This window comes from Phytoactinopolyspora limicola (genome assembly GCF_011320225.1).
Classification (GTDB): Bacteria; Actinomycetota; Actinomycetes; order Jiangellales; family Jiangellaceae; genus Phytoactinopolyspora; species Phytoactinopolyspora limicola.
The window spans coordinates 22,424-43,351 of the sequence record NZ_JAAOEN010000028.1 but is presented as its reverse complement, the minus strand read 5'-3'; the positions used below and the strand labels follow the sequence as shown (position 1 = coordinate 43,351).

The window sequence follows — 20,928 nt, the reverse complement described above, 5'->3', positions numbered from 1 at the left end:
GCTACCAACCCAGCGCCCAACCCCGCTACGACCTACGCGGCCACCGCGAACCCCAACCCACATGACACACTCAAACCGTCAGCGATGTCCCGAGACACACCCGTCAGCGATGTCCCGAGACACCACAGCTACCGCACACGTTTGCGACGCATCTGATCGTCACGCATCCACACTCTGAGACCCGATCAGATGCACCACACCGCGCCGCCGCCCGCCGTTCGTACACCTGATCGCCCTGACGAGAACGATCAGGCGTCAAAACGGAGATCAGGTGCACAACAGGGGGGCGGCGGACACCGATTTTGCTTAGACCGCCTCTTCCACGCGCTTGCCCAGGTTCTCGTCGACGCTGCGCCAGTAGGCGAACACCTTCTGCCGTAGGTCGTCGCGGGTGACCTTGCTGACGTGCCCGGCGATGTTGCCGACCAGTCGATCCCGGGCGGCGTCGTCGAGGACCTCGCGGACCAGGGTGCCGGCCTGGCCGAAGTCGTCGTCATCGGCATGCAGGCTGGCCGCCGCACGTACGAGTTCGCCGTCGGATTCCCATCCGGCGTCGCCCACGAGCGACGGGTCGGCCTCCGGTCCGCCGACACTGTTCGGGGCGTAGACGGGGCGGTCGGGCGAGGCCCACGAGTACCGCATGGCGCCGTCCTTCGAGTACGAGTTGACTTCGGCCTTCGGCGCGTTGACGGGGAGCTGGGCGTAGTTGGTGCCGATCCGGTAGCGGTGCGCGTCGGCGTAGGAGAAGATCCGGCCGAGCAGCATCTTGTCCGGGCTGGCTGCGATGCCGGGCACGAAGTTGCTCGGCTCGAACGCCGCCTGCTCGATCTGGGCGAAGTAGTTCTCCGGGTTGCGGTCCAGCCGCAGCGTGCCGACCTTGATCAGCGGGTAGTCGCCCTTCGGCCACACTTTGGTGAGGTCGAACGGGTTGAAGCGGTAGTTCGCGGCGTCGGCGTACGGCATCACCTGGACGTGTACGGTCCACGTGGGGGCGTCGCCGCGCTCGATGGCGGTGTATAGATCGCGAATGTGGTAGTCGGCGTCCTCGCCTGCGATCTGGTCGGCGTCGGCCTGGGTGAGAAATTCGTGGCCCTGGTCGGTCCGGAAGTGGTACTTCACCCAGAACCGCTCGCCGGCGGCGTTGATCCACTGGTAGGTGTGTGAGCCGAAACCGTCCATGTTGCGCCAGCTACGTGGCAGGCCGCGGTCGCCCATGAGCCAGGTGACCTGGTGCGCGCTTTCCGGGGAGAGCGTCCAGAAGTCCCACTGCATGTCGTGATCGCGCAGGTTGGTGGCCGGCAGCCGCTTCTGCGACCTGATGAAGTCGGGGAACTTGATGGTGTCCCGGATGAAGAAGACCGGCGTGTTGTTGCCGACGAGGTCGTAGTTGCCCTCACTGGTGTAGAACTTCAAGGCGAACCCGCGCGGATCACGCCAGGTGTCGGGGCTGCCCTGTTCGCCGGCGACGGAGGAGAACCGCGCCAGCGCTTCGGTGCGTGCTCCGGGCTGGAAGAGCGCCGCCTTGGTGAACTGGCTGACGTCTTCGGTGACTTCGAGTACGCCGAAGGCGCCCCCGCCTTTGGCGTGCACAACCCGCTCGGGCACCCGCTCCCGGTTGAACTGCGCCAACTTTTCGACCAGGTAATGGTCATGCAGGACGATGGGGCCGTTCTGCCCGACGGTGAGGGAGTGAGCGTCGCTGGCGACGGGGGCGCCGGAGTTGGTGGTGGTGGGTGGGTTGTTGCTCACGCGTTCTCCTTGGATTCGCTGGTACAGGTGGGGCAGAGACCCCAGAAGGTCACCTCGGCCTCGTCGACGACGAAGCCGTGGGCGGGTTCTGGGGTCAGACAAGGGACTGCGTCCCCGGAGCACTCGACGTCGACGACGACGCCGCAGGACCGGCAGACGAGGTGGTGGTGGTTGTCACCGACGCGGGTCTCGTACCGCGCTGCCGAGCCGGCCGGTTCGATCCGACGCAGCAGTCCGGCCTCGGTGAGCGCATGAAGCACGTCGTAGACCGCCTGTGTCGAGACGGCGCCGAGCGCGGCCCGCACGTGGCGGGCGACGGTGTCGGCATCGGCATGCGGCTCGCGCTCCAATGCCGTGAGCACGCCCAGGCGTGGCGCGGTGACCCGTAGGCCGGCCGCCCGTAGCCGGTCTTCCGGCGCCAGTTCCCCCGGGGTCGCTGGTGCATCGGTGGCCATGGTGCGATCCTCGCAGTCTTATCTGGAATGAGTCAAGTTAGCGAGTCGCTCCAAACTAACAAATCGGTCTCAACCAACGAAATCACCCGAACTTCTGCGCACCCACCTGCCGTGATCATTGCCGGGATCGGGTCGCCATAGCGCCCCAATGTTGATTTCGATCACCCAGGGGTGGCACAGGCAACTACCATGATCTCCAAGGCTGCGCAGGGGGTGGACCGCATGGCCGCGGAACACAACACCGGATCCCCACACACAAGCGTGGACGCGGGGCCCGATAAGAGCCTAGACACCGGCCTGGCCGGGCACACCGAGTTGCGCATCCACGGCGTCAGCGGCACGCCACCTGAAGCCGTACTCAGCCATCCTCTCCTCAAACGGGTGGCCGGCGACGACAAATCAGGTTTCTATCGCCGCTGGTACCCAGGCGGACTATCAGCCGACCTCAACACCAATGGACGTCGGCTAGAGGCCTACAGCTGGGGACACTTGACGTCCGGATCGTTCGCCCGGGCCGCCTGGCTGATGCTGCTGCCGTTCATGCTCGCCAATCTCGCCCACTGGATGCTGCCCGCCCTTCCGGCGGCCGCCGGAAGGGTCCGCACCGCCGCCGGCCGGGCGTCGGCGGTGCTGCTGCGCCTGTTCGGGCTCTCGCTCACCCTCATGATGGTGCTGGCAGCCGTGCAGATGGCCATGGATGTAGCAGGGTGGCAATGCGGCGGAACCTGGCGGTGTGCCACGTCGTCACCCCTCACGACGGTACTGGCCGACGGATGGGCCGCTGAGCCAGGCGCACGAGTAGCCCTCACCGCGCTCGTACCGGTCGCGGTGGTGTTCGGGATCGGCCTGCTCGGCCGCCGGACGCGGCGACGCACCGAACCGGAACCCGACGTGTCCGTCGCCGCCGAGGGTGAGCATCCGATGTCACGGCCTAGCTTCTGGCGCGGCAACCCAGGCATGTCGGCGCTACGCACCGCCCATGTCACCGCCGCCACGGCGCTGATCGCGGCAGCCGTGGCGTGGCCGGCCAGTACGTTGGCGGCATCGGGAGCGGCGCGAGTGGCCGGTCTCGTCGTGTGCGCCGTCGCCTTGGCGCTGGTGGCGGGCGCCGCGGTACTCGTCGCCACCGAAGGAATCGCCGGGCGGTCCGCGCACCACACCACCGTCGCCGTTAATGCCCGGCGGATCTCTCTCGGACTCTTCCTGGTTGCCGTGGTGTTCTCGGTCTGGGACCACGGGACCTGGGAACCGGCCACTGATCTCCCCGGGGTACGGTCCGCGGTGCTACTCGCCTTCGGGGCCGCCATGCTGCTTATCCTGTTGCTCGCCGGCGCCGTCGCGGCACAGCTCCCGTGGCGGCAGGGCCGCGACGGGTTCCGGGTCACCATGCGCGGCCTCGGGGCGCCTGCGGTTTCTACCATCGCGTTCCTCGTGGCCGGTGGTTTCTCGGCGGGCCTGATCTACCGGGTCACCGACCTTCTCGGACAACCCGTGATCAGCGTGGACACGGCCAGCACTGTTCGCACGGCGCTCGACCGCATCATCGACGACGACGCGCTCCCCTTCGCGGTCCAGCAGAGCGCGTGGTCCACCGACCTGCCGCTGGTGCTGCCACCGTCGTACGCATGGGCGGGGGCGGCCGGCGCGGTGATCGTCGTTGCGGTCGTTGTGATCGCGGCCGGCATTGCCGTCAGCGCGGTCCGCCGAATCGGCGCCACGACGACACAAGTGGCTGACGAGTACCGCACCCAGCAGACCGCGGCAGGTGACCCCGGCCAGCCCTCCTCACCGAGCCCAACCACGGGCATGGCCGCCGACGAGGACGCCGCCCGGCGGATCGCCATCGTCACCGTCGCCGCGTCGCTCACCGACGGTTCGGGACGTTTCATCGGCCGAGTGGTGCTGGCGGCCGGGTTGGTGCTACTGACCGGGATAGGGGTCTATGCCTCCGGGGCAGACAACTGGCAACTCGTCGAGCGGCCTCCGCTGTCGACGCTGACCACCTTTGGCACGTGGATGATGGGAGCGTTCGCCATCGGCCTCGTGGGGCTGGTGTGGAGTACGGCGCGGAATCCGGCGTTGCGCCGCGTCGTCGGCATCCTGTGGGACGTCGGGAGCTTCTGGCCCAGGGTCGCACATCCCCTGGCGCCGCCGTCCTACGGTGAACGTGCCGTACCCGAACTCGTCGACCGGGTCACCGCGCTCACGGCGGAACCCAACTCACGGGTGATCCTCTCCGGGCATTCCCAAGGTTCGGTGCTGGCCGCGGCCACCATCATGCAGCTACCGCGGAACGTCGCCGCGCGCGTGGGGCTGATCACCCACGGGTCACCTCTGCGCCGTCTCTACGCCCGGCACTTTCCGGCGTATCTCGACGAATCCGTACTCCGCTCGGTGTCGGCGATCGTCGGCGGCCGCTGGCGCAACCTCTACCGCGAGACCGACCCGATCGGGTCCTGGGTACTACACGACCCAGCCGACGAGTCCACCGGCGGCCCTGACGTCGATGTCCGCCTCCTGGACCCACCCACCCTCGACGGCGAGATCGCCGGGCACGGCGAGTACTGGAACGACACCCGCTACCCCGCCGAACTCGACACCGTCGCCCACCCACCGGACGCGTAGCCGGGTGACTCTCGTTGAGCACCGTCCGCAGCACACATGCTGGCCGGCCCGGATCATTGGTCGGCGACGTCGGTGTCCTCGTCCAGGTGGCCGCGGCGCTGTACGCCGTCGTCGGGCTCGTCGGGATGCCGACGCAAGACCACGATGCCGGTGATCAAGCCACCCCAGACGACAAGTACGGACACCACGAGCATCACGATGGCCTCGCCGGACATCAGCGCCTCCCTTCCGACTCCACGACGCTGGTCAACCGCTCGACGCGACGCGAGGGCAACGCGGCGAGCACAACCCCGACGACCAACACCCCGGCTGCTACTCCCCAGCCCGCTATGAGCAGGAATCCCAGAGGGTAGCCCTCGTACCGGGCGGCAAGTTCCTCACGCACGCTGTCGACCATCATCCAGCCGAGCACTAGTGGCGTGATCAGGCCCAGGGTGATCAGCCACCACCGGTCCAGGCGCACCGCGGAGGTCTCGTTCGCGTGGTCTCGCAACGTTGGCAGCCGTCGCAAGACCCAGGCGATGACGATGACCGCGACCAAGGCCGCCATCGCGATGCCGTACTGGTTGACGAAGTGATCAGCCGCGTCGAGGATGTACAGCCCCTCCGTGGTGGGGAACAACAGAATCGACGCCAGGGCGATGGCGCCGCCCACCACGAGGACGGAGGGGACTCGCGGCCAGCCGGTGCGGTCCTGTACCGCGGAGATGACCACCTGGACGATGCTGATCAGCGACGACACTCCGGCGATGACGAGTGCACCGAAGAACAGCACTCCGAACAGGCTGCCGGCCGCCGGCATGCTGGAGATGATCTGCGGGAACGCGATGAACGCCAGGCCAATGCCGCCCTCACCGAGCACGTCTCCGACACCAACGCCGGCCGCCGTAGCCATGAAGCCGAGGGCGGCGAACACCCCGATGCCGGCGAGGATCTCGAACGAGCTGTTGGCGAAGCCGGCCACCATGGCCGAGCCGGTGAGGTCGGCGCGTCGGCCCAGATACGACGCATAAGTGATCATGATCCCGAAGCCGACCGACAACGAGAAGAAGATCTGGCCGTAGGCAGCCACCCATACGCTGCCGCGGGTGATGGCGTCCCAGTCCGGAGTGAAGAACGCGTCCAGGCCAAGGGACGCACCTTCCAGAGTGAGCGCCTGCACCACGAGAATCCCGAAGAGCAGCGCCAGCAGCGGGATGAAGATCTTGTTGGCCCGCTCGATCCCGCGCCGGATACCGAGTGCGAGGACACCTAGGGTTACCGCCCACACCGCGATGAGCGGCCATGCGACACCCGCCACGTAGGAGGAGACCATCCCGGGCTCGTCCGCACGCTGGAGGAAGTCCTGGATCAGGAAGGCCTCTGGATCCGGCTGCCAGTCCTGGCCGAAGGAGAACCCGGTATAGCGGACCGCCCATGCGATGATCACCGCGTAGTAGGTGGCGATGACGAAGCAGATCGCTACCTGCCACCAGCCGATCGTCTCGGCCGGGCGCGCCAGGGCCCGGTAGGCGTAGGGCGGCGAGCGGCGGGACCGCCGACCGATGGTGTACTCCAAGATCAGCAGCGGTATGCCGGCCGTGAGCAGCGCGATCAGGTAGGGCAGCAGGAATGCGCCGCCACCGTGCTCGTAGGCGACGTAGGGGAATCGCCAGATGTTGCCCAGACCGATGGCGGAGCCGATCGCCGCCAGGATGAATCCAGCGCGGGTGGCCCACTGTTCGCGCTCGTGGGGCACGGCGTTTCTCCGATCACCGTCGGATGCCTTTCCCGAGGCACCGTAACCCGCCAGCCCCCAAACTCACCACCCACCTCCCATGATCATTGGCTTTTGACCACCGATTTCGGTGGTCAAAAGCCAATGATCATGGGAGGGCGGGGGATAACACGTGGCGGGTCAGGAAGTCGCGCACGACGCTCTGGAACCGCTCCGGCTCCTCCAGCGGCGGCGAGTGGCCCGACTTCTCGAAGATCACCAACTCGGCGTCCGGGATCAGCTCCGCTATGGTCTCGCTGCACTCCACCGGCGTGATCCAGTCGGCGCGCCCCACGGTCACGAGCGTCGGGCAGCTGACCTTGGGCAGGCCCGGCTTCACATCGTAGGTACGACGGTTCACCGAGAAGGCGTAGTTGTGCGTCGCGTAGTGGTAGTCGACCGACGCGATCCGCTCGGGCAACGTCGCCGGATCGAAGTCGTAGTCGTACAACGGCAGGATCGCCGCCCAGCAGTCGCGGAAGTCGTCGTCGTCGCGGACCCTGCCTTCCATGATCCGGGCCAGTTTCTCCTCATCGATCTCCACCCGGGCCGACGCGCGGGCGTTGGCCATGGCCAGATCGTCGTGCGACTGATCAGCCGCGGTGTCCCGCAGCACCATCGCCAGCAGCCGATCCGGATGAGTGATCGCGTACTCCATCGAGAGGAACCCACCGTAGGAGCCGCCGGCCATCACGAACCGCTCCGCGCCCGCCCACTCCCGAAGCGCGTCGATGTCGGCCACCCATTGCTCGTGGGTGAACGGTGGTGTGTCGCCGCTCTTGCCGCTGCCGCGGGCGTCGAACACCAGGACCCGGAAGACATCGCTGAGATGTCCGAACGCGGCCGCCGGCTCCCGCTTCGACCCAATCCCGGGTGCTCCGTGGTGGGCGATCAATAGTGGGGCGTCCGGGTCGTCGCCGAGCAACTCCACGTCGAGCGGGTTTCCGTTGATGTTCACGATCATTCTGCTCTCCTCCTACTCCCCATGATCATGAACACTTTGCCGTGTGATCACACGGCAAAGTGTTCATGATCATGGGAGGTCGATGACGACGTCGTCGAGATCCCGCGGATAGGTCGTCAGCCGCTCTGGGCCGTCGTCGGTGACAAGTACGGTGTCGGAGATCCGGTAACCCGCATGGCCCGGCACATAAACGCCGGGTTCACTCGACACCACCATCCCGGACCGCAACACCGTGGTGTCGCCGTCCTCCAGCCACGGCGGCTCATGGAAGTTCAGGCCGATCCCATGTCCTTGCCGATGCCGGATATTGGCGGCATACCCAGCCTTCCGGATGATGTCCAGACAGGCTCGGTTCACGTCGTTGCACCGCGCACCCGGCTTGATCGCCTGGGTGCCGACCTGCTGGGCGTGGTGATCGGCGAGGAAATAGTCGATCTGCTCACGGGTGGGCTCACCGAGGAAGAACGTTCGCTCGCTTTCCGCGTATCGCCCGCCGACAGCCCCGCCGAGCGACAGGATGAAGGTGTCTCCGGGGCGGAGCCGATACGACGACGGCAGCCCGTGCGGGTAGGCGGAGTTCTCACCGCCATAGACGAGGCCCCCGGTCAGCATGGGAACCACGACGACGTCGCTGTGCTCGGCGTACATCCACCGGCTACCCGCCCGGATCACGTCGTCGGCCAACTCCGCCTCGGTGGGGAGTTCTCCGTCGGCCACGGCGTCTGTCACGAGCTCCACGCCGGCCCGCAGCATCACATCACCCAGCTCTGCGGCTCGACGGTGCAGCTCGATCTCCTCGGGCTCTTTGATCAGCCGAAGATCATCGACGATGCCCGTCATCTCCCAGCTGACTCCACCGAACACCGTGCCGAACTCGTGCAGCCGCCCCGTGGCCAACGACGGAGTGTGTCCCCACCGCCCGCCGACTGGTACCGCCCGGGCCAGCGTCTCGAACGGGCTGGCCAGACCGGGGTATTCGTCGAAAGCCACCAGGTCGTCGACGACGGACCCCTGTGCCATGGCGTGTTCGCGTTCGAGTTCGGGCACCAGCAACACACACCGGTCGCGGCCCAGCCAGACCGCGGCCGGGCGCTCGTTGGGATGGTGAAAGAACCCCGTCAGGTAGGCGACGTCGCGCCAGTCGTCGACCACGATCGCGTCCAGCCCGGCTGCGTCGAGCCGGGACCGCAGGTGATCGTGCAGCCGGCGGTAGAAGTCGGGTAACAGGCGTTGCGAGAACGTCACGGCCAGATCGCATCCTTCGTCGAGGTCATGATCGGTTGCTGGTGGGGTCGGTCCGGTTCGGCGTGGTCACCTGGAGTCCTGCCGGGTCCGGGGGTTGCGGGCGTCGTTGTAGGCCAGTGCACATAACGTCGCGGCCACGACCAGCAGCAGGATCGCCACCGATGGGAAGACGGCCGTCCACCACGCCGAGCTCAAGGCACCGGTGCGTTGTGCGTTGTGGAGGATCGCCCCCCACGACCAACTGCTCGGATCGCCCAGGCCGAGGAACGACAGGCCGGCCTCACTCAGTACCGCCTTCGACGCGGTCAGCACCACCGATACCGTGATCACCGGTGAGACCGCCGGAAGGACGTGCCGGATCATGATCCATCGGTTCGGGGCTCCAACGACGTGCGCGGCGTCGACGAAGGAGAGCGTGACGACGGGCATCGCCTGCGACCGCACCACCCGGGCAACCTCCGGCCACGAGAACGCGGCGATGACGACCACCAAGGTCGACACACTCGGCCCGGCCAGCGCCGCCACGAGGATCATCAATGGCAGCACCGGCAGCGACAGCATGAGATCGACGAGCATCCCCAGCGGGGTGTCCAGGCGTTTGAAGTACGCCGCGCTGACCCCCACGGCCACGCCCAATATGATCGCGAGGGCCGCCGCACCCAACCCGACGATCATGCTCGTCCGGGTGCCCCACACCACTTGGGCGAAGATGTCTCGGCCGAGATTGTCGGTGCCGAACCAGTGCTCGCCCGACGGTGGCGCGAGCACCTCGGTGCCGTACCCGCTCGGGTACTCGGCGATCAGCGGAGCTGCGACCGCGACGATCATCAGGACACCCAAGATGGCAATCGACACGACACCCAACGGGTTGCGCCGGAAGGCCCGCCACGTTCGGACCCGTGGCGCCACACCGGCATCCCCCTCCGGCAGGTCGATGAGCCCGGGGTCGCCACCTCCGGTGGGCACTCCCGTACGGTCGACGTCGCCTCCCGGCTCTCCGCCCGGCGCGTCCTGTCTCGTTCCCGGTGTCATTGCACCCTCACCCTGGGGTCGAGGAATCCGTAGGCCAGGTCGGTGATGAAGTTGGCGATCACGACGGTCGCGGCGAGCAACACGAACGCCCCCTGCATCACCGGGAAGTCGAGCTGGCCGACCGACTCGTAGATCGCCCGCCCGATCCCGGGGTAGGCGAAGATCGTCTCGGTCAACACGGCTCCACCCACGAGGAACCCGACCTGTAGGCCGACGAGGGTCGTCGTCGGCAGCAAGGCATTACGCAGAGCGTGTTTCCACACCACGGTCCGCTCCGGGGAGCCCTTGGCCCGGGCGACGTTGCAGTAGTCCTCGCCGAGTGCGTCGATGAGATTCGTCCGCAGCGTCAACACGTACGCCCCGATCTGCAACAACACGAGGCTCAGGCACGGCAGGACGAGGTGGCGAGCGATACTCACGTACGCGTCCCAACCATAGACGTCCGACGCCATCGCCCCACCGATCGGGAACCACCCGAGGCCAAGACCGAAGATGTAGAGCAGCGCGATGCCCACGGTCGGCACGAACAACGACTGCCCGACCACGCCACCCACCTGGACGGCACGATCGATCGCACCGCCCTTGTGGGTGGCGGCCAGCACTCCGAGCGGCAGCCCGATGATCAGCGTCGCGATCAAGGCGGTTCCGGTGAGCAGCAACGTCCACGGCAACCGCTCCATCAGGATGTCGAGCACCGGCTGGTTCTGCCGGAACGAGATCCCGAGATTGCCCTGCAACAACTGCTGGAGGTAGCTCAGGTATTGCAGGAACAGCGGCTGATCGAGGCCGAAGTCGGTCAGCATCTTCTCCCGCTGGTCCGCGGTCATCGTCGGGCTGGCCACCGCCAGTGCCGGGTCTCCCGGCAGCAGGCGGACCAGAAAGAACGTGACGGTGACCGCGAACCAGAGGGTGAAGACGCCGCGTAGCAGCCGCAGCGAGCCGAACCGCAGGAGCGCCATCGTGTGTCTAGGTCCTCTTCGAGGTGGTGACGGACGGGTCGAGCAGCGTCACTCGGGCGCCTGGGCCGACGCCAGAGACTGCGGGTTGACCACGGACAACAGCTCGCTCGGCTTCGCGTCGAGACCGGTCCAGCCGGCCGCGCCGGCGAAGGTGAACTGTTCGACGTACATCACGTTGTCGTACACCTCGTCTCGGACGATCCTGGCGATCTCATGCAGCGGTTCCCGTGCCTCGTCGACGGTGAGCGCCGTGGCGGACTCCTCCATCAGGCGGTTGATCTCCGCGTCGTCGACACCGGCGTAGTTGATGAAGCCGTCTTCGTGGAACAGCAACGTGAAGTTCGACTGCGGTTCGTCGATGATGGCCCACGAGCCAGCGTAGATGTCGAAATCGCGGTTCACCGTGCGATCCATGTATGTGTTGCGTTCGAGACCGGCGAGCCGGATCTCGATACCCGCTTCCGCGCTTTGGTCCCGGACCAGCTCCGCCCAGGTCGCGATGATCGGATCGCCGCTGTCGTAGACCATCTCGAAGCTGAGGTCGTCGAACATGCCGTTACCGTTGGAGTCGGTGAAACCGGCGTCCTCCAGCAGGCTACGGGAGAGGTCCGGATCGTAGGTGTACTCCTCGGCGTCTTCCTCCGCCCACTGTGGGTAGGTCGGGGTGAGCACACTCGAGTTCGCCGACACGGCGTTACCACCGAGCACCACCTGGCGGATCGCCTCATAGTCGACCGCATGGGCCAGGGCGCGGCGCACCTCGACCTGGTCGAGCGGCTCGCGGCGCATGTTGTATTGCATGTGTGCCCAGCCGAGCGACGGCACCTGGTAGGTCTGCAACGAGTCGTCACCTGCGACCTCGTTGACCATCGACGGCGGCAACGCGTTGGCGATCAAGTCCAACTCACCGGAGCGCAACGCGAGGACCTGGGTGTTGACGTCCGGGTACACCCGGAAGACAACACGGTCGAGGTTGGCCCGTCCGCCCTCCGCGAGCGGGTAGTCCTCCACGGCTTCGAGGATGTACCGCTGCCCGCGATCAACCTGGGTGAGGACGAACGGGCCGGCCGACACCCACTCCTCGTCGTTGGCGAACTCCGCGACCGAGTCCACCTCACCGAAGACGTGGGCCGGCACGATCGGCATCCAGAAGCCGACACTGTTGATGAACGCGCCGTCCGGACGGTTCAGGGTGAACTCCACCCTCGTGTCCGAGACGGCTTCGGCGCCGTCGAGCGCGCCGATCATTCCGGCGACCGTGCCGAGGCTCTCTTCTTTGATCGCCTCGATGGTGAAGGCGACGTCGGCCGCGGTGAGTGGCGTGCCGTCGGTCCACGTCATGTCGTCCCGGATCTCGATCCAGGCCCCGAGGCCGTCGTCGTCGTAACCCCAGTCGGTGGCCAACGCGGGCACCTTCTCGGCGTCGGCGTTGATGGTCATCATCGCCGGGTACATCAGGTTGGTCACCCAACTATCCGTCCGGCTGTTGCCCACCAGCGGGTTGAAGTTGACGACGTCGGCGGTGGTACCGATACGGATGTCCCCGCCGGCCTCCCCCGCGGGCCGGCCGGAATCGTCGTCGCCATCGGCATCGGCGGCACCGCCGTCCGGACCCGACGCGTCGTCGCTTGCGTCCGGGTTGGAAGGACTGCAGGCGGCCATCATGGCTGCCACGGACACGGCTACCGCCGCGCCCCGCCAGCCCGCCCGGGTGATCCTGCTGCGTGTCATCTGTTCCAAGCCTCCTCGATCACTCGCATCGCGTTGCCACCGATGACGGCGCGAATTTCGTCATCGGAGTAGTCGTGCGTGACCAACCAGCCGACGATGTTCCAGAAGCACTCGGCCGGGTTCTCCAGGCCGTCGACATACTCGACCTCTTCGTACTCTGCCGAGCCGTGGGCCTCGCCGATCGACAAGTGGCCAGCGAACAGGCGGTGCAGGCCGACGTGGTCACCGAACAGCGTGTCCGGTCCGAACGCGACGTGTTCGATGCCCACCAGGTCGACACAGTAGACGAAGTGGTCCATGACCGACTCGAGGTTGTGTTTGGGGTGCGCCGCCGAGAGGGTGGTGTGTGGTGCCGCCTCCAGACCTATGACGCCGCCGCGTTCGGCACAGGCTTTGATGACGTGGTCCGGCTTCATCCGGTTGGTGTCCCATACCCCGCGTGCACCGGCGTGGGTGATGATGATCGGCTTCGTGGAATGCTCGATCACCTCTTGCGACGTCACATCACCGGAGTGAGAGACGTCGATGATGATGCCGAGTGCGTTCATCCGTTCGACGGCCCGCCGGCCGAATGCCGTCAAGCCACCGTCGCGACGCTCTTTCAGCCCGCTGCCCAGCGTGTTCGCCTCGCTGTAGGCGATGCCCATCTGGCGCACACCGAACCCGTAGAGGATGTCGATCCGGTCGAGTTCGTTTTCGATCGGGGTCGCCGCCTCCAAGCCGGCCACTAGGGCGATACGGCCAGTCTCTTGGGCGTGCCTGATGTCGGCCACCGTCTCTGCTTTGACGACGAAGTCCTGCTGGGCGAGGTCACTGAACCGCATGCCGAGGTCTGCGATGATGTCGGTCCATTTCCAGCCCGCGTGGCTCGTGACACAGGCGGTACCGTCCATGAAGTTGTCGAACACGACAGTGAGCCCGGATCGCGCCAATCCTTCGTATCCGGTGCGGTGTCGGCCGTGCCGGTTGTAGTCGATCGTTTCGTCGATCTGCTGTGGGAACCGGCTCGGGTGCTCGTGAGTGGAGATCACCAGGCTCTCGGACAGCAGCCGGGATACGCGTTCCCGCTGGGTGTCGGTCAACCCGAGTCCGGTGTACTCGGGCACCCGGCCAATCTCCTGAGCGAGGTCGAACGACTTGTAGTCGACGCCCTCCCGCAGGTAGCTGTACGACCGGTACCCGTCATAACGCGGGGCTGGCTCGAGCACGGAAGACCTCCTGGAACGGCTGCGCGGTGTGGCAAAAAGCTGGTATCCGGACCGGATACCTACTGTTGGATTTGCTACGGTGCCAGAAATCTGCATTGTTGGCAAGCTATATGACTGAGATAGACGCTTGATCGAGATTACAAGATGGATTCCTGCATCTAACGTCCGCTAAGCTCGTTCCGACGACGCAGAACAGGATGGCCATGACCGAACACTCCCCCGCGCTCGACCCACTAGACCGCCAGATCGTCGCGGCCATGCAGATCCATGGCCGGGCCACGTGGCAGCAGATCGCTCGCGCCGTCGGCACATCGGACTCCACCGTCGCCCGACGCGCTCAGCGCATGTTCGCCTCTGGTGTGGTCCGGGTGGTTGCCTCGACCGACCCGCTGCGCTGCGGCTACGGCCACCCCGTGATGCTCCAGGTGAAATGCCAGGCCGGCCTGGTCACCCAGGTCGCCGCCGAGCTGGCCAAACGCCCCGACGTCCGGTTCCTGTCCCTCGTCACCGGTTCGTTCGACGTCGTCCTCGAACTCATCGTGCCGTCCCAGCGGCAGCTCGCCCACATCCTTTTCAACGAGGTAGAGCAGGTGCCGGGGATCAGCTCCACCGTCACCGAGAGCGTCATCGCCCACTACAAAGTTGCCCACGTGTGGTCACACGGCACTCTCGACGACGACACCACCGCCGCACTCACCCACGATCGTGGCGAGATCGTCGAGCACGAGCCGGACTCCCTGGACGAGCGCGACGAAGCACTCGTGGCCCTCCTGGCCGAAGACGCCAGGCTGAGTTTCGCCTCGATCGCCGGCCGGCTCAACATCAGCGAGTCCATGGCAAAACGACGGCTCAACGCCCTTGTCGCCGACGGCAGGGTCCGCTTCACCACCATCGTCCGGCCGGAACTGCTCGGCTACGGCGTTGAGGTCATGTGCTGGCTCGGCATGGACCTGCGGCACCTCGACGAAGCCGCCCGCATACTCGCCGCCCGCCCAGAAGTCAGATACGTCGCGGCTACCGCCGGGTACAGCGACCTCACCTGCGAGGTCGTGCTTCGTGACCAACCCGACCTGCACCGCTTCATCACGCAGGTGCTGGCCAACCTTCCCGGCCTGCGACGCACCGAGATCGGGCTCGAGCTGGCCACCATCAAACGCGCCTACACCCACGTCGAGTCACCCCACCTGGACAACGGCGACAGAAAGGCCGCGACATGACCACGCCGGCCCTGGCCCTACACGCGCTGACCGTCAGCTTCCCGTCCGGTGACGGCAGAGTCGACGCGGCCCATGAGGTCACGTTCAGCGTTCAGCCCGGCGAGATTCTCGCCGTCGTCGGTGAATCCGGCTCCGGCAAGAGCATCAGCGCCACCGCCGTCCTCGGCCTGCTGCCGGCCACGGCACGGCGCACCGGCCGGATCGAGGTCGGCGGCGACGACGTCACCACTCCGGACAAGGCCCGGCTACGACGGCTGCGCGGCAAAGACGTCGCCATGGTGTTCCAGGAGCCGATGACGGCGCTCAACCCGGTTCTGACCATTGGCTCGCAGATCGTCGAAGCACTCCGCCTGCACACGTCACTGTCCCGGTCCGCCGCCCGTGCCCGTGCCGTCGAACTGCTCGACGTCGTCGGCCTACCCGACCCGGCCGAACGGTTTAGCTACTACCCCCACCAGCTCTCCGGTGGTCAGCGTCAACGGGCCGTCATCGCGATGGCCATTTCCTGCGACCCCACCGTACTGATCGCCGACGAACCCACAACAGCGCTCGACGTCACCGTCCAGGCCGAGATCCTCGACCTGTTGCGCGACCTCCGGCACCGGCTCACGTCGGCCATAGTGCTGATCACCCACGACATGGGGGTGGTCGCCGACATCGCCGACCGAGTCGTGGTGATGCGCCGGGGCGAGATCGTCGAGCAAGCCCCCGTCGACGCCCTGTTCGCCAACCCCCAGCACCCTTACACCCAGCAGCTCCTCGCCGCCGTCCCTCACCTGGGCCACCGGCCCCAGTCTGGGCGGCTACTCGAGTCCACGACCGCGCCAGACGCCGCCCCCGCCACCACGGGCCCTCGCCCCGCGGAACCGGCCGGGGCATCGAACGCCCTCGAACTACACAACGTCGTGATCGAATACCCGGGACGGCTCGGGCGCGGTGCGTTCCGCGCGGTCGACGACGTCACCTTAACGATCCCCCGCGGACAGATCACCGGGCTGGTCGGCGAGTCCGGTTCCGGCAAGACAACACTCGGGCGATGCGCGGTGGGGTTGCTGCGGGCGACCACGGGACGCGTCGTCGTCGACGGCACGGACATCACCCGCGCCTCCCGCCGACAGCTGCGCGACGTCCGCCGGCGCATCGGCATGGTGTTCCAAGACCCGGCGTCGTCGCTGAATCCCCGGCTCACCGTCGGTGACAGCATCGCCGAGCCGATCCGCTTGCAGGGCAGCCGAGCCGGTCGAGCACAGCTGGAACGCCGCGTCAGTGAGCTGCTGGAGAGCGTCGAGCTTCCGGCGTCGTGGCGCCGCCGGTTTCCCCACGAACTCTCCGGCGGGCAGCGCCAGCGTATCGGTATCGCACGGGCGATCGCGCTTGACCCGGTGCTGCTCGTCGCGGACGAACCCACCAGCGCGCTCGACGTATCGGTGCAGGCGCGGGTGCTGGACCTCCTCCTCGACCTCCAGGCCCGCCTCGGCTTCTCGTGCCTGTTCGTCAGCCACGACCTCGCCGTCGTCGAGTTGCTGGCCAACGAGATCGCCGTGATGCATCAAGGGGTGCTGGTCGAGCAGGGGCGGCGAGACGACGTGCTCACCCGGCCCCAACAGGAGTACACACAACGCCTCCTGGCCGCGGCTCCGGTGCCCGACCCAGCCGAACAGCGCCGCCGCCGGACCACTCCCCGACCATCCCCATGATCATGAACACTTTGCCGTGTCATGACACGGCAAAGTGTTCATGATCATGGGGTGGGAGGGCTCGGAGAATCGGTCGGCGCTGGCGGCGCAGGGTCCCGGTAGACGATGAACCCCCGCGGGGAGATCCACAACGAGCGGTCCCGCTCCATGGTGGCCCGCAACTTCTCCGGCGTCATACCGTTGCGCCGCGCAACCAGATCCAGCTTGTCGCCCAACGCCTCGATCGCCTCAACACCGTTCATCGGCTCCGGCAAGACTTTCAGGCCGATCTCGCCCAGGGTGGCCGGCCTGTCTCGCGGCTCCATGTCTTCCTCCAGTTGTGATGTGTCCAACTCGTGGTCCCCACCGGCTTCCAGGCAGCGCTCCGCAGACGATCCGCTTCCTTCGTGGGACGGTCCGCGCCGCCCATCAGTTCCCCTATCGTGCCCGAGCAACGGAAAAGAGGGGCGTGGCGACGCGATATCCGCGTCTCCACGCCCCTCTTCTGAGCGGTCCGTCGAACCGGTCAGGTCTTCAATGCTGAAGCCTGACTAGCTCAGGGCCTGGGCCCGGCGAGTGCGCGCGAAGAGCGCACCACCGACGACCAGCAGCAGGGCGCCGATCGCCAGGCCGGTGAGGTTACCCGCACCGGTGTCCGGCAGGTCGTCGCCGTCCTCGTCGCCATCTTCGGTGCCGTCCTCGTCACCATCCTCGGTGCCGTCTTCGTCACCGTCCTCGTCGCCCTCGTCGTCACGCACGTCGACGGTGAAGTTCACCTCGTCGGTGCTCGGCGAGCTGACGTTGTTGATGGTCTGAGTCGCCACCACGGTGCAGTCGCCGTTCGGCAGCGACTCCTCCGGGGTGAAGGACCACTCGCCATCGGCATCCACGGCGTCGTCAGCGTCGGCGGTCAGCGAGAAGTCGTCCTCGCAGACGATCATCAGCGTGACGGTCGCCCCAGGAATCCCAGTACCACTGAAGGTGGGTGTGGCGATCCTGGCGGTGTCGCCATCCGACGGCTGGGCGATCTCGGGTGCGGGCACCGCGACACTCACGGTCACGGAGTCCGATCCCGGCACGTCCAGACCCTCGACCGACTGAGTGGCGGTGATGGTCGACTCGCCGTAGTTGACGTCGACGCTGGTGCTCCAGTTGCCTTCGTCGTCGGCGGTGGCATCGGCCGCGGCGTCGTCGTTGAGGGTCAGCGACACCTCGGCACCGGGCTCAGCGGTACCGGTGACGTCCAGCTCACCGAGGTCCACCTCGGCGCCATCCTCCGGCGCGGTGATAACGACGGGGTCGACGTCCAGCGGCTCGGCCGCACCGGTGAGGGTGTAGTAGCCGAGGCTGCCGTAGTCGGTGTAACCCGCGCTCACGTCAACCGTGCTCTGGCTCGGGTCGCCCTCGCCACGGCCCTCGACGGCGAGGTAGTACACGCCGGCGTCGAGGTCGGTGGTGATAGAGGCACCCATACCAGCGGCCAGTTCGCCGTTGACGTCGGTGGTCTCTTCTTCAGCCTCTTCGATGACCTCGCCATCGGAGTCCAGCAGCGACAGCTTGATGTCGAGGGTGGCCCCGACCTCGCTGGCCGGCTCCGCGATGGCGACGAACGGTCCACCAATGGTGACGACGCTGAACACGTCGGTGTCGTCCCGGTCGATGATGACACCCTCGTCGGCGAACGTGCCGTCCGCGTTGTCCAGCGAGGTGGCGTCACCGGTGCTGTCACCGTGCGGGTCGGAGATCAGCGCGGTGCGACCCACGAACTCGAACTCCGCCGTCAGCGGCGCGCCCGGGTGGTCGCTCTCCTCGAAGGCACACTGATTGGCCTCGGTCGGCTCGTAGAAGTTCTGCCCCGAGCCGGGCGGCGTGGTTTCGAAGTCGTTGTCCAGGTCACCGTCGATGTAACGGCAGACCCCGCCTTCCCACGGGTCACCGTTCTGGTCGAACAGGCCGGCGAACCACTCGACCGGAGCGCTCTGGTCAGTCATGACCGCGATGTCGTCCTGGTCGTTGTCCGCGCCGGCGTAGTCACCGGTGGACCAGGTACCGATCGGCACGTTGTACGGCGCACCCATGATCGGGCCCCACAGCCCCTCGCTGGGGACGTAGTAGGTGGTGTCGCCATCGGTGAGGTCGCTGTCGACGTGGCCGTGGTGGTTGAGGCCCAGGTTGTGGCCGACCTCGTGGCTACCGGCGTCCGCGATGGCCTTCGGGTTGTGGTTGACACCTTCGGCCGAGACCAGCGCGGGGCTGAAGAACTCGCTACCGAACCCGTTCAGCCAGGCGACGCCGCCTTGGAGGCCGAGCTCAGCCATGTCGTTGTTGTCGCCGACGATCAGCAGGTGGGAACCGTACTCGTCATCGTCGGGCCCGGAGCGCCACAGGTCGGCACCCGGGTCGGTCAGGGTGACGTTGACGTCGAAGGGCGCGTAGTCCTGGGCGATGCGCTCCCAGACCTCGGCCTTGACGGCGTCGCTGACCTGGTACTCGCTGACCTGGAACGCATCGACTCCGAACTCGGAGTTCCAGAGGGTGCCCTCGATAGTGGTGGGGCCGAAGTCGATGTAGATGGTGTGCTTCGCCCCTGGGCGGGAACCCTCTTCCGGGCTCCCCGGCACCGAACCCGGCGTGAAGTCGGTGTCGACCACGTCGGGCACGTTCTTCCACTGGTCAACAATGGCGACGTGACCGGTCGAGGAGACGATGGCCAAGTCAGCGGCCAGCAAATCCTTCAGTTCCTGGGCGGTCATGCCGGCCCGGGACGCAACCGCCGCCAGTCCGGCGTCGGTCAGTTGGTCGAGAGCTTCGGGGCCACTCGACCCAGGCTCCACGACAGTGGCGAGGGTCGCCTCGATGGTTTTGTCGGGCTGAATAGATACGTCGTTCTCGTCGGCTCCTGCGGGCAGGGTGACCGCACCGAACGCCAGTGCTCCGGCGCCTGTGCTCGCCACCGCGGCCGTCAGCCATCGGCGGTGTGTTTGTCTCACTTGTTCTATCTCCCGGGTGTCATCTTCAGTTGTGCAACGGCACAGCTTTGATACTAGAGATCCGCCGGGACGCTATCAGATCCGCCCCTGCCAGGTACAGACGACACCCAAAGAGCCAGAGCCAAATGTCCGCTTTAAGCGATTTATCCCGATTGTCTATCTCGATGAGAGAAACCCCGTCACCAGAGCAAGCTCGGTCCACAACACGGGCGCCCGACCCCAGTACTCGGTCCGGCAACCGCGCGATCAGCCCCGGCTGAGGCGCTGCGCCGCCTCAACCGCCCAGTACGTCAACACGATGTCCGCGCCCGCGCGCCGGATCGACGTCAGCGATTCGAGTACGGCCCGGTCCCGATCGATCCAACCGTTCGCGGCCGCCGCCTCGATCATCGCGTACTCACCCGACACCTGGTAAGCCGCCACCGGAACGTCGACCAGGTCTTTGGCGCGGGTCACCACGTCAAGATAGGACATCGCCGGCTTGACCATGATCATGTCAGCGCCTTCGTCCACATCGAGCCGGATCTCGCGGAGCGCCTCGACCGCGTTGGCCGGGTCCTGCTGATACGTACGACGGTCACCAGTCAGCGACGACTCGACCGCATCACGGAACGGTCCAAAGAACGCCGACGCGTATTTGGCGGCATAAGCGAGGACGGCAACGTCGGCGAAGCCGGCTCCGTCCAGGGCCTCTCGCACCGCCCCGACCTGACCATCCATCATGCCGCTGGGGCCGACTACGTGTACACCGGCTTCGGCTTGTGCCACCGCCATACGCCGGTAGGCGTCAAGGGTGGCGTCGTTGTCGACCGTGCCGTCAGCGGCCAGCACGCCGCAATGGCCGTGATCGGTGAACTCATCGAGACATAGGTCGGCCATGACCACCGTGGCCGCCCCGACTTCACCGACCACTTCGCGGATCGCCGTGTTCAGCGCGCCGTCCGGATCGTAGGCGGCACTGCCGGAGGCATCCTTGCGTTCCGGGATGGCGAACAACATCAGCCCACCGACGCCGGCTTCCACCGCCTCGACGACAACCTTGCGTACCGTCTCCGACGTGTGCTGGACGACCCCCGGCATGGACGGCACCGGCCTCGGCTCGGTGGCTCCCTCGCGGATGAACAGCGGCAGCACGAGGTGGCGTGGCTCGAGTGTCGTCTCGCTGACCAAGCGCCGCATAGCAGGCGTGCGGCGTAGCCGCCGGGGTCGTTCGGCGGGAAACGGCACGGCTTTCTCCTTCAGGAATGGCCGGACGGGCCGGGTGCGCCCTGTGTCGATCAGATGACGAAGTCGCCCGTCAGCCTGCCGGACCGTCACCTGA

At 66.7% G+C, this 20,928-nt stretch carries 16 protein-coding genes; 3 read left to right on the top strand and 13 right to left on the bottom strand.

Features of this window, described 5'->3' with window-relative positions:
- Positions 1-306 precede the first annotated feature (306 nt).
- Positions 307-1,749, bottom strand: a complete 1,443-nt coding sequence (locus tag G8760_RS28855) for a catalase (RefSeq protein ID WP_166356264.1) — start codon at positions 1,747-1,749, stop codon at positions 307-309.
- Positions 1,746-2,204 carry a Fur family transcriptional regulator gene (locus G8760_RS28850; protein ID WP_166356263.1) on the bottom strand — a complete coding sequence of 153 codons (459 nt, stop codon included), beginning with the start codon at positions 2,202-2,204 and terminating at the stop codon, positions 1,746-1,748. Before G8760_RS28850 ends, G8760_RS28855 begins: the two co-directional genes overlap by 4 nt.
- 171 nt (positions 2,205-2,375) lie before the next feature.
- On the opposite strand from G8760_RS28850, the gene G8760_RS28845 reads away from it, so the two are divergent.
- Entirely contained in the window at positions 2,376-4,829 is a 2,454-nt protein-coding gene (locus G8760_RS28845) for a hypothetical protein (RefSeq protein WP_166356262.1), read from the top strand.
- 53 nt (positions 4,830-4,882) lie between these two features.
- Here the strand turns inward: G8760_RS28845 and G8760_RS28840 are convergent, their stop codons facing one another.
- The 8 genes from G8760_RS28840 to G8760_RS28805 form a co-directional block, all read right to left on the bottom strand.
- Complete coding sequence (locus G8760_RS28840; RefSeq protein ID WP_166356261.1) at positions 4,883-5,044, bottom strand: methionine/alanine import family NSS transporter small subunit; 162 nt, start codon at positions 5,042-5,044, stop codon at positions 4,883-4,885.
- Positions 5,044-6,567, bottom strand: a complete 1,524-nt coding sequence (locus tag G8760_RS28835; RefSeq protein WP_166356260.1) for a sodium-dependent transporter — start codon at positions 6,565-6,567, stop codon at positions 5,044-5,046. Before G8760_RS28835 ends, G8760_RS28840 begins: the two co-directional genes overlap by 1 nt.
- Before the next feature lie 127 nt (positions 6,568-6,694).
- Positions 6,695-7,549 (bottom strand): alpha/beta fold hydrolase, encoded by an 855-nt coding sequence (locus G8760_RS28830; RefSeq protein WP_166356259.1) that lies wholly within the window; start codon positions 7,547-7,549, stop codon positions 6,695-6,697.
- 69 nt (positions 7,550-7,618) lie between these two features.
- Positions 7,619-8,794: a M24 family metallopeptidase gene (locus G8760_RS28825; protein ID WP_207782841.1), complete on the bottom strand. Its 1,176-nt coding sequence runs from the start codon at positions 8,792-8,794 to the stop codon at positions 7,619-7,621.
- Between the two features lie 66 nt (positions 8,795-8,860).
- The gene (locus G8760_RS28820; protein WP_166356258.1) at positions 8,861-9,826 is read right to left on the bottom strand and encodes an ABC transporter permease; all 966 of its coding nucleotides are present in this window, start codon (positions 9,824-9,826) and stop codon (positions 8,861-8,863) included.
- Positions 9,823-10,785 (bottom strand): ABC transporter permease, encoded by a 963-nt coding sequence (locus G8760_RS28815; protein ID WP_166356257.1) that lies wholly within the window; start codon positions 10,783-10,785, stop codon positions 9,823-9,825. The genes G8760_RS28820 and G8760_RS28815 overlap by 4 nt, the downstream gene beginning before the upstream one ends.
- A 48-nt stretch (positions 10,786-10,833) precedes the next feature.
- Entirely contained in the window at positions 10,834-12,516 is a 1,683-nt protein-coding gene (locus tag G8760_RS28810; RefSeq protein ID WP_166356256.1) for an ABC transporter substrate-binding protein, read from the bottom strand.
- Positions 12,513-13,724, bottom strand: coding sequence for a dipeptidase (locus G8760_RS28805; protein ID WP_166356255.1), 1,212 nt, complete (start codon positions 13,722-13,724; stop codon positions 12,513-12,515). Before G8760_RS28805 ends, G8760_RS28810 begins: the two co-directional genes overlap by 4 nt.
- Before the next feature lie 203 nt (positions 13,725-13,927).
- Here G8760_RS28805 and G8760_RS28800 point away from each other — a divergent pair, with 203 nt between their 5' ends.
- Both G8760_RS28800 and G8760_RS28795 read left to right on the top strand, forming a co-directional pair.
- Entirely contained in the window at positions 13,928-14,941 is a 1,014-nt protein-coding gene (locus G8760_RS28800; RefSeq protein WP_166356254.1) for an Lrp/AsnC family transcriptional regulator, read from the top strand.
- The gene (locus G8760_RS28795) at positions 14,938-16,638 is read left to right on the top strand and encodes an ABC transporter ATP-binding protein (protein WP_166356253.1); all 1,701 of its coding nucleotides are present in this window, start codon (positions 14,938-14,940) and stop codon (positions 16,636-16,638) included. Before G8760_RS28800 ends, G8760_RS28795 begins: the two co-directional genes overlap by 4 nt.
- Before the next feature lie 44 nt (positions 16,639-16,682).
- On the opposite strand, the gene G8760_RS28790 is transcribed toward G8760_RS28795, so the two are convergent.
- The 3 genes from G8760_RS28790 to hemB form a co-directional block, all read right to left on the bottom strand.
- Positions 16,683-16,943 (bottom strand): hypothetical protein, encoded by a 261-nt coding sequence (locus tag G8760_RS28790; RefSeq protein WP_166356252.1) that lies wholly within the window; start codon positions 16,941-16,943, stop codon positions 16,683-16,685.
- A gap of 225 nt (positions 16,944-17,168) precedes the next feature.
- Complete coding sequence (locus tag G8760_RS28785; RefSeq protein ID WP_207782840.1) at positions 17,169-19,607, bottom strand: Ig-like domain-containing protein; 2,439 nt, start codon at positions 19,605-19,607, stop codon at positions 17,169-17,171.
- Positions 19,608-19,853: 246 nt separating this feature from the next.
- Positions 19,854-20,834 (bottom strand): porphobilinogen synthase, encoded by a 981-nt coding sequence (gene hemB, locus G8760_RS28780; protein WP_166356250.1) that lies wholly within the window; start codon positions 20,832-20,834, stop codon positions 19,854-19,856.
- Between the last annotated feature and the right edge of the window lie 94 nt (positions 20,835-20,928).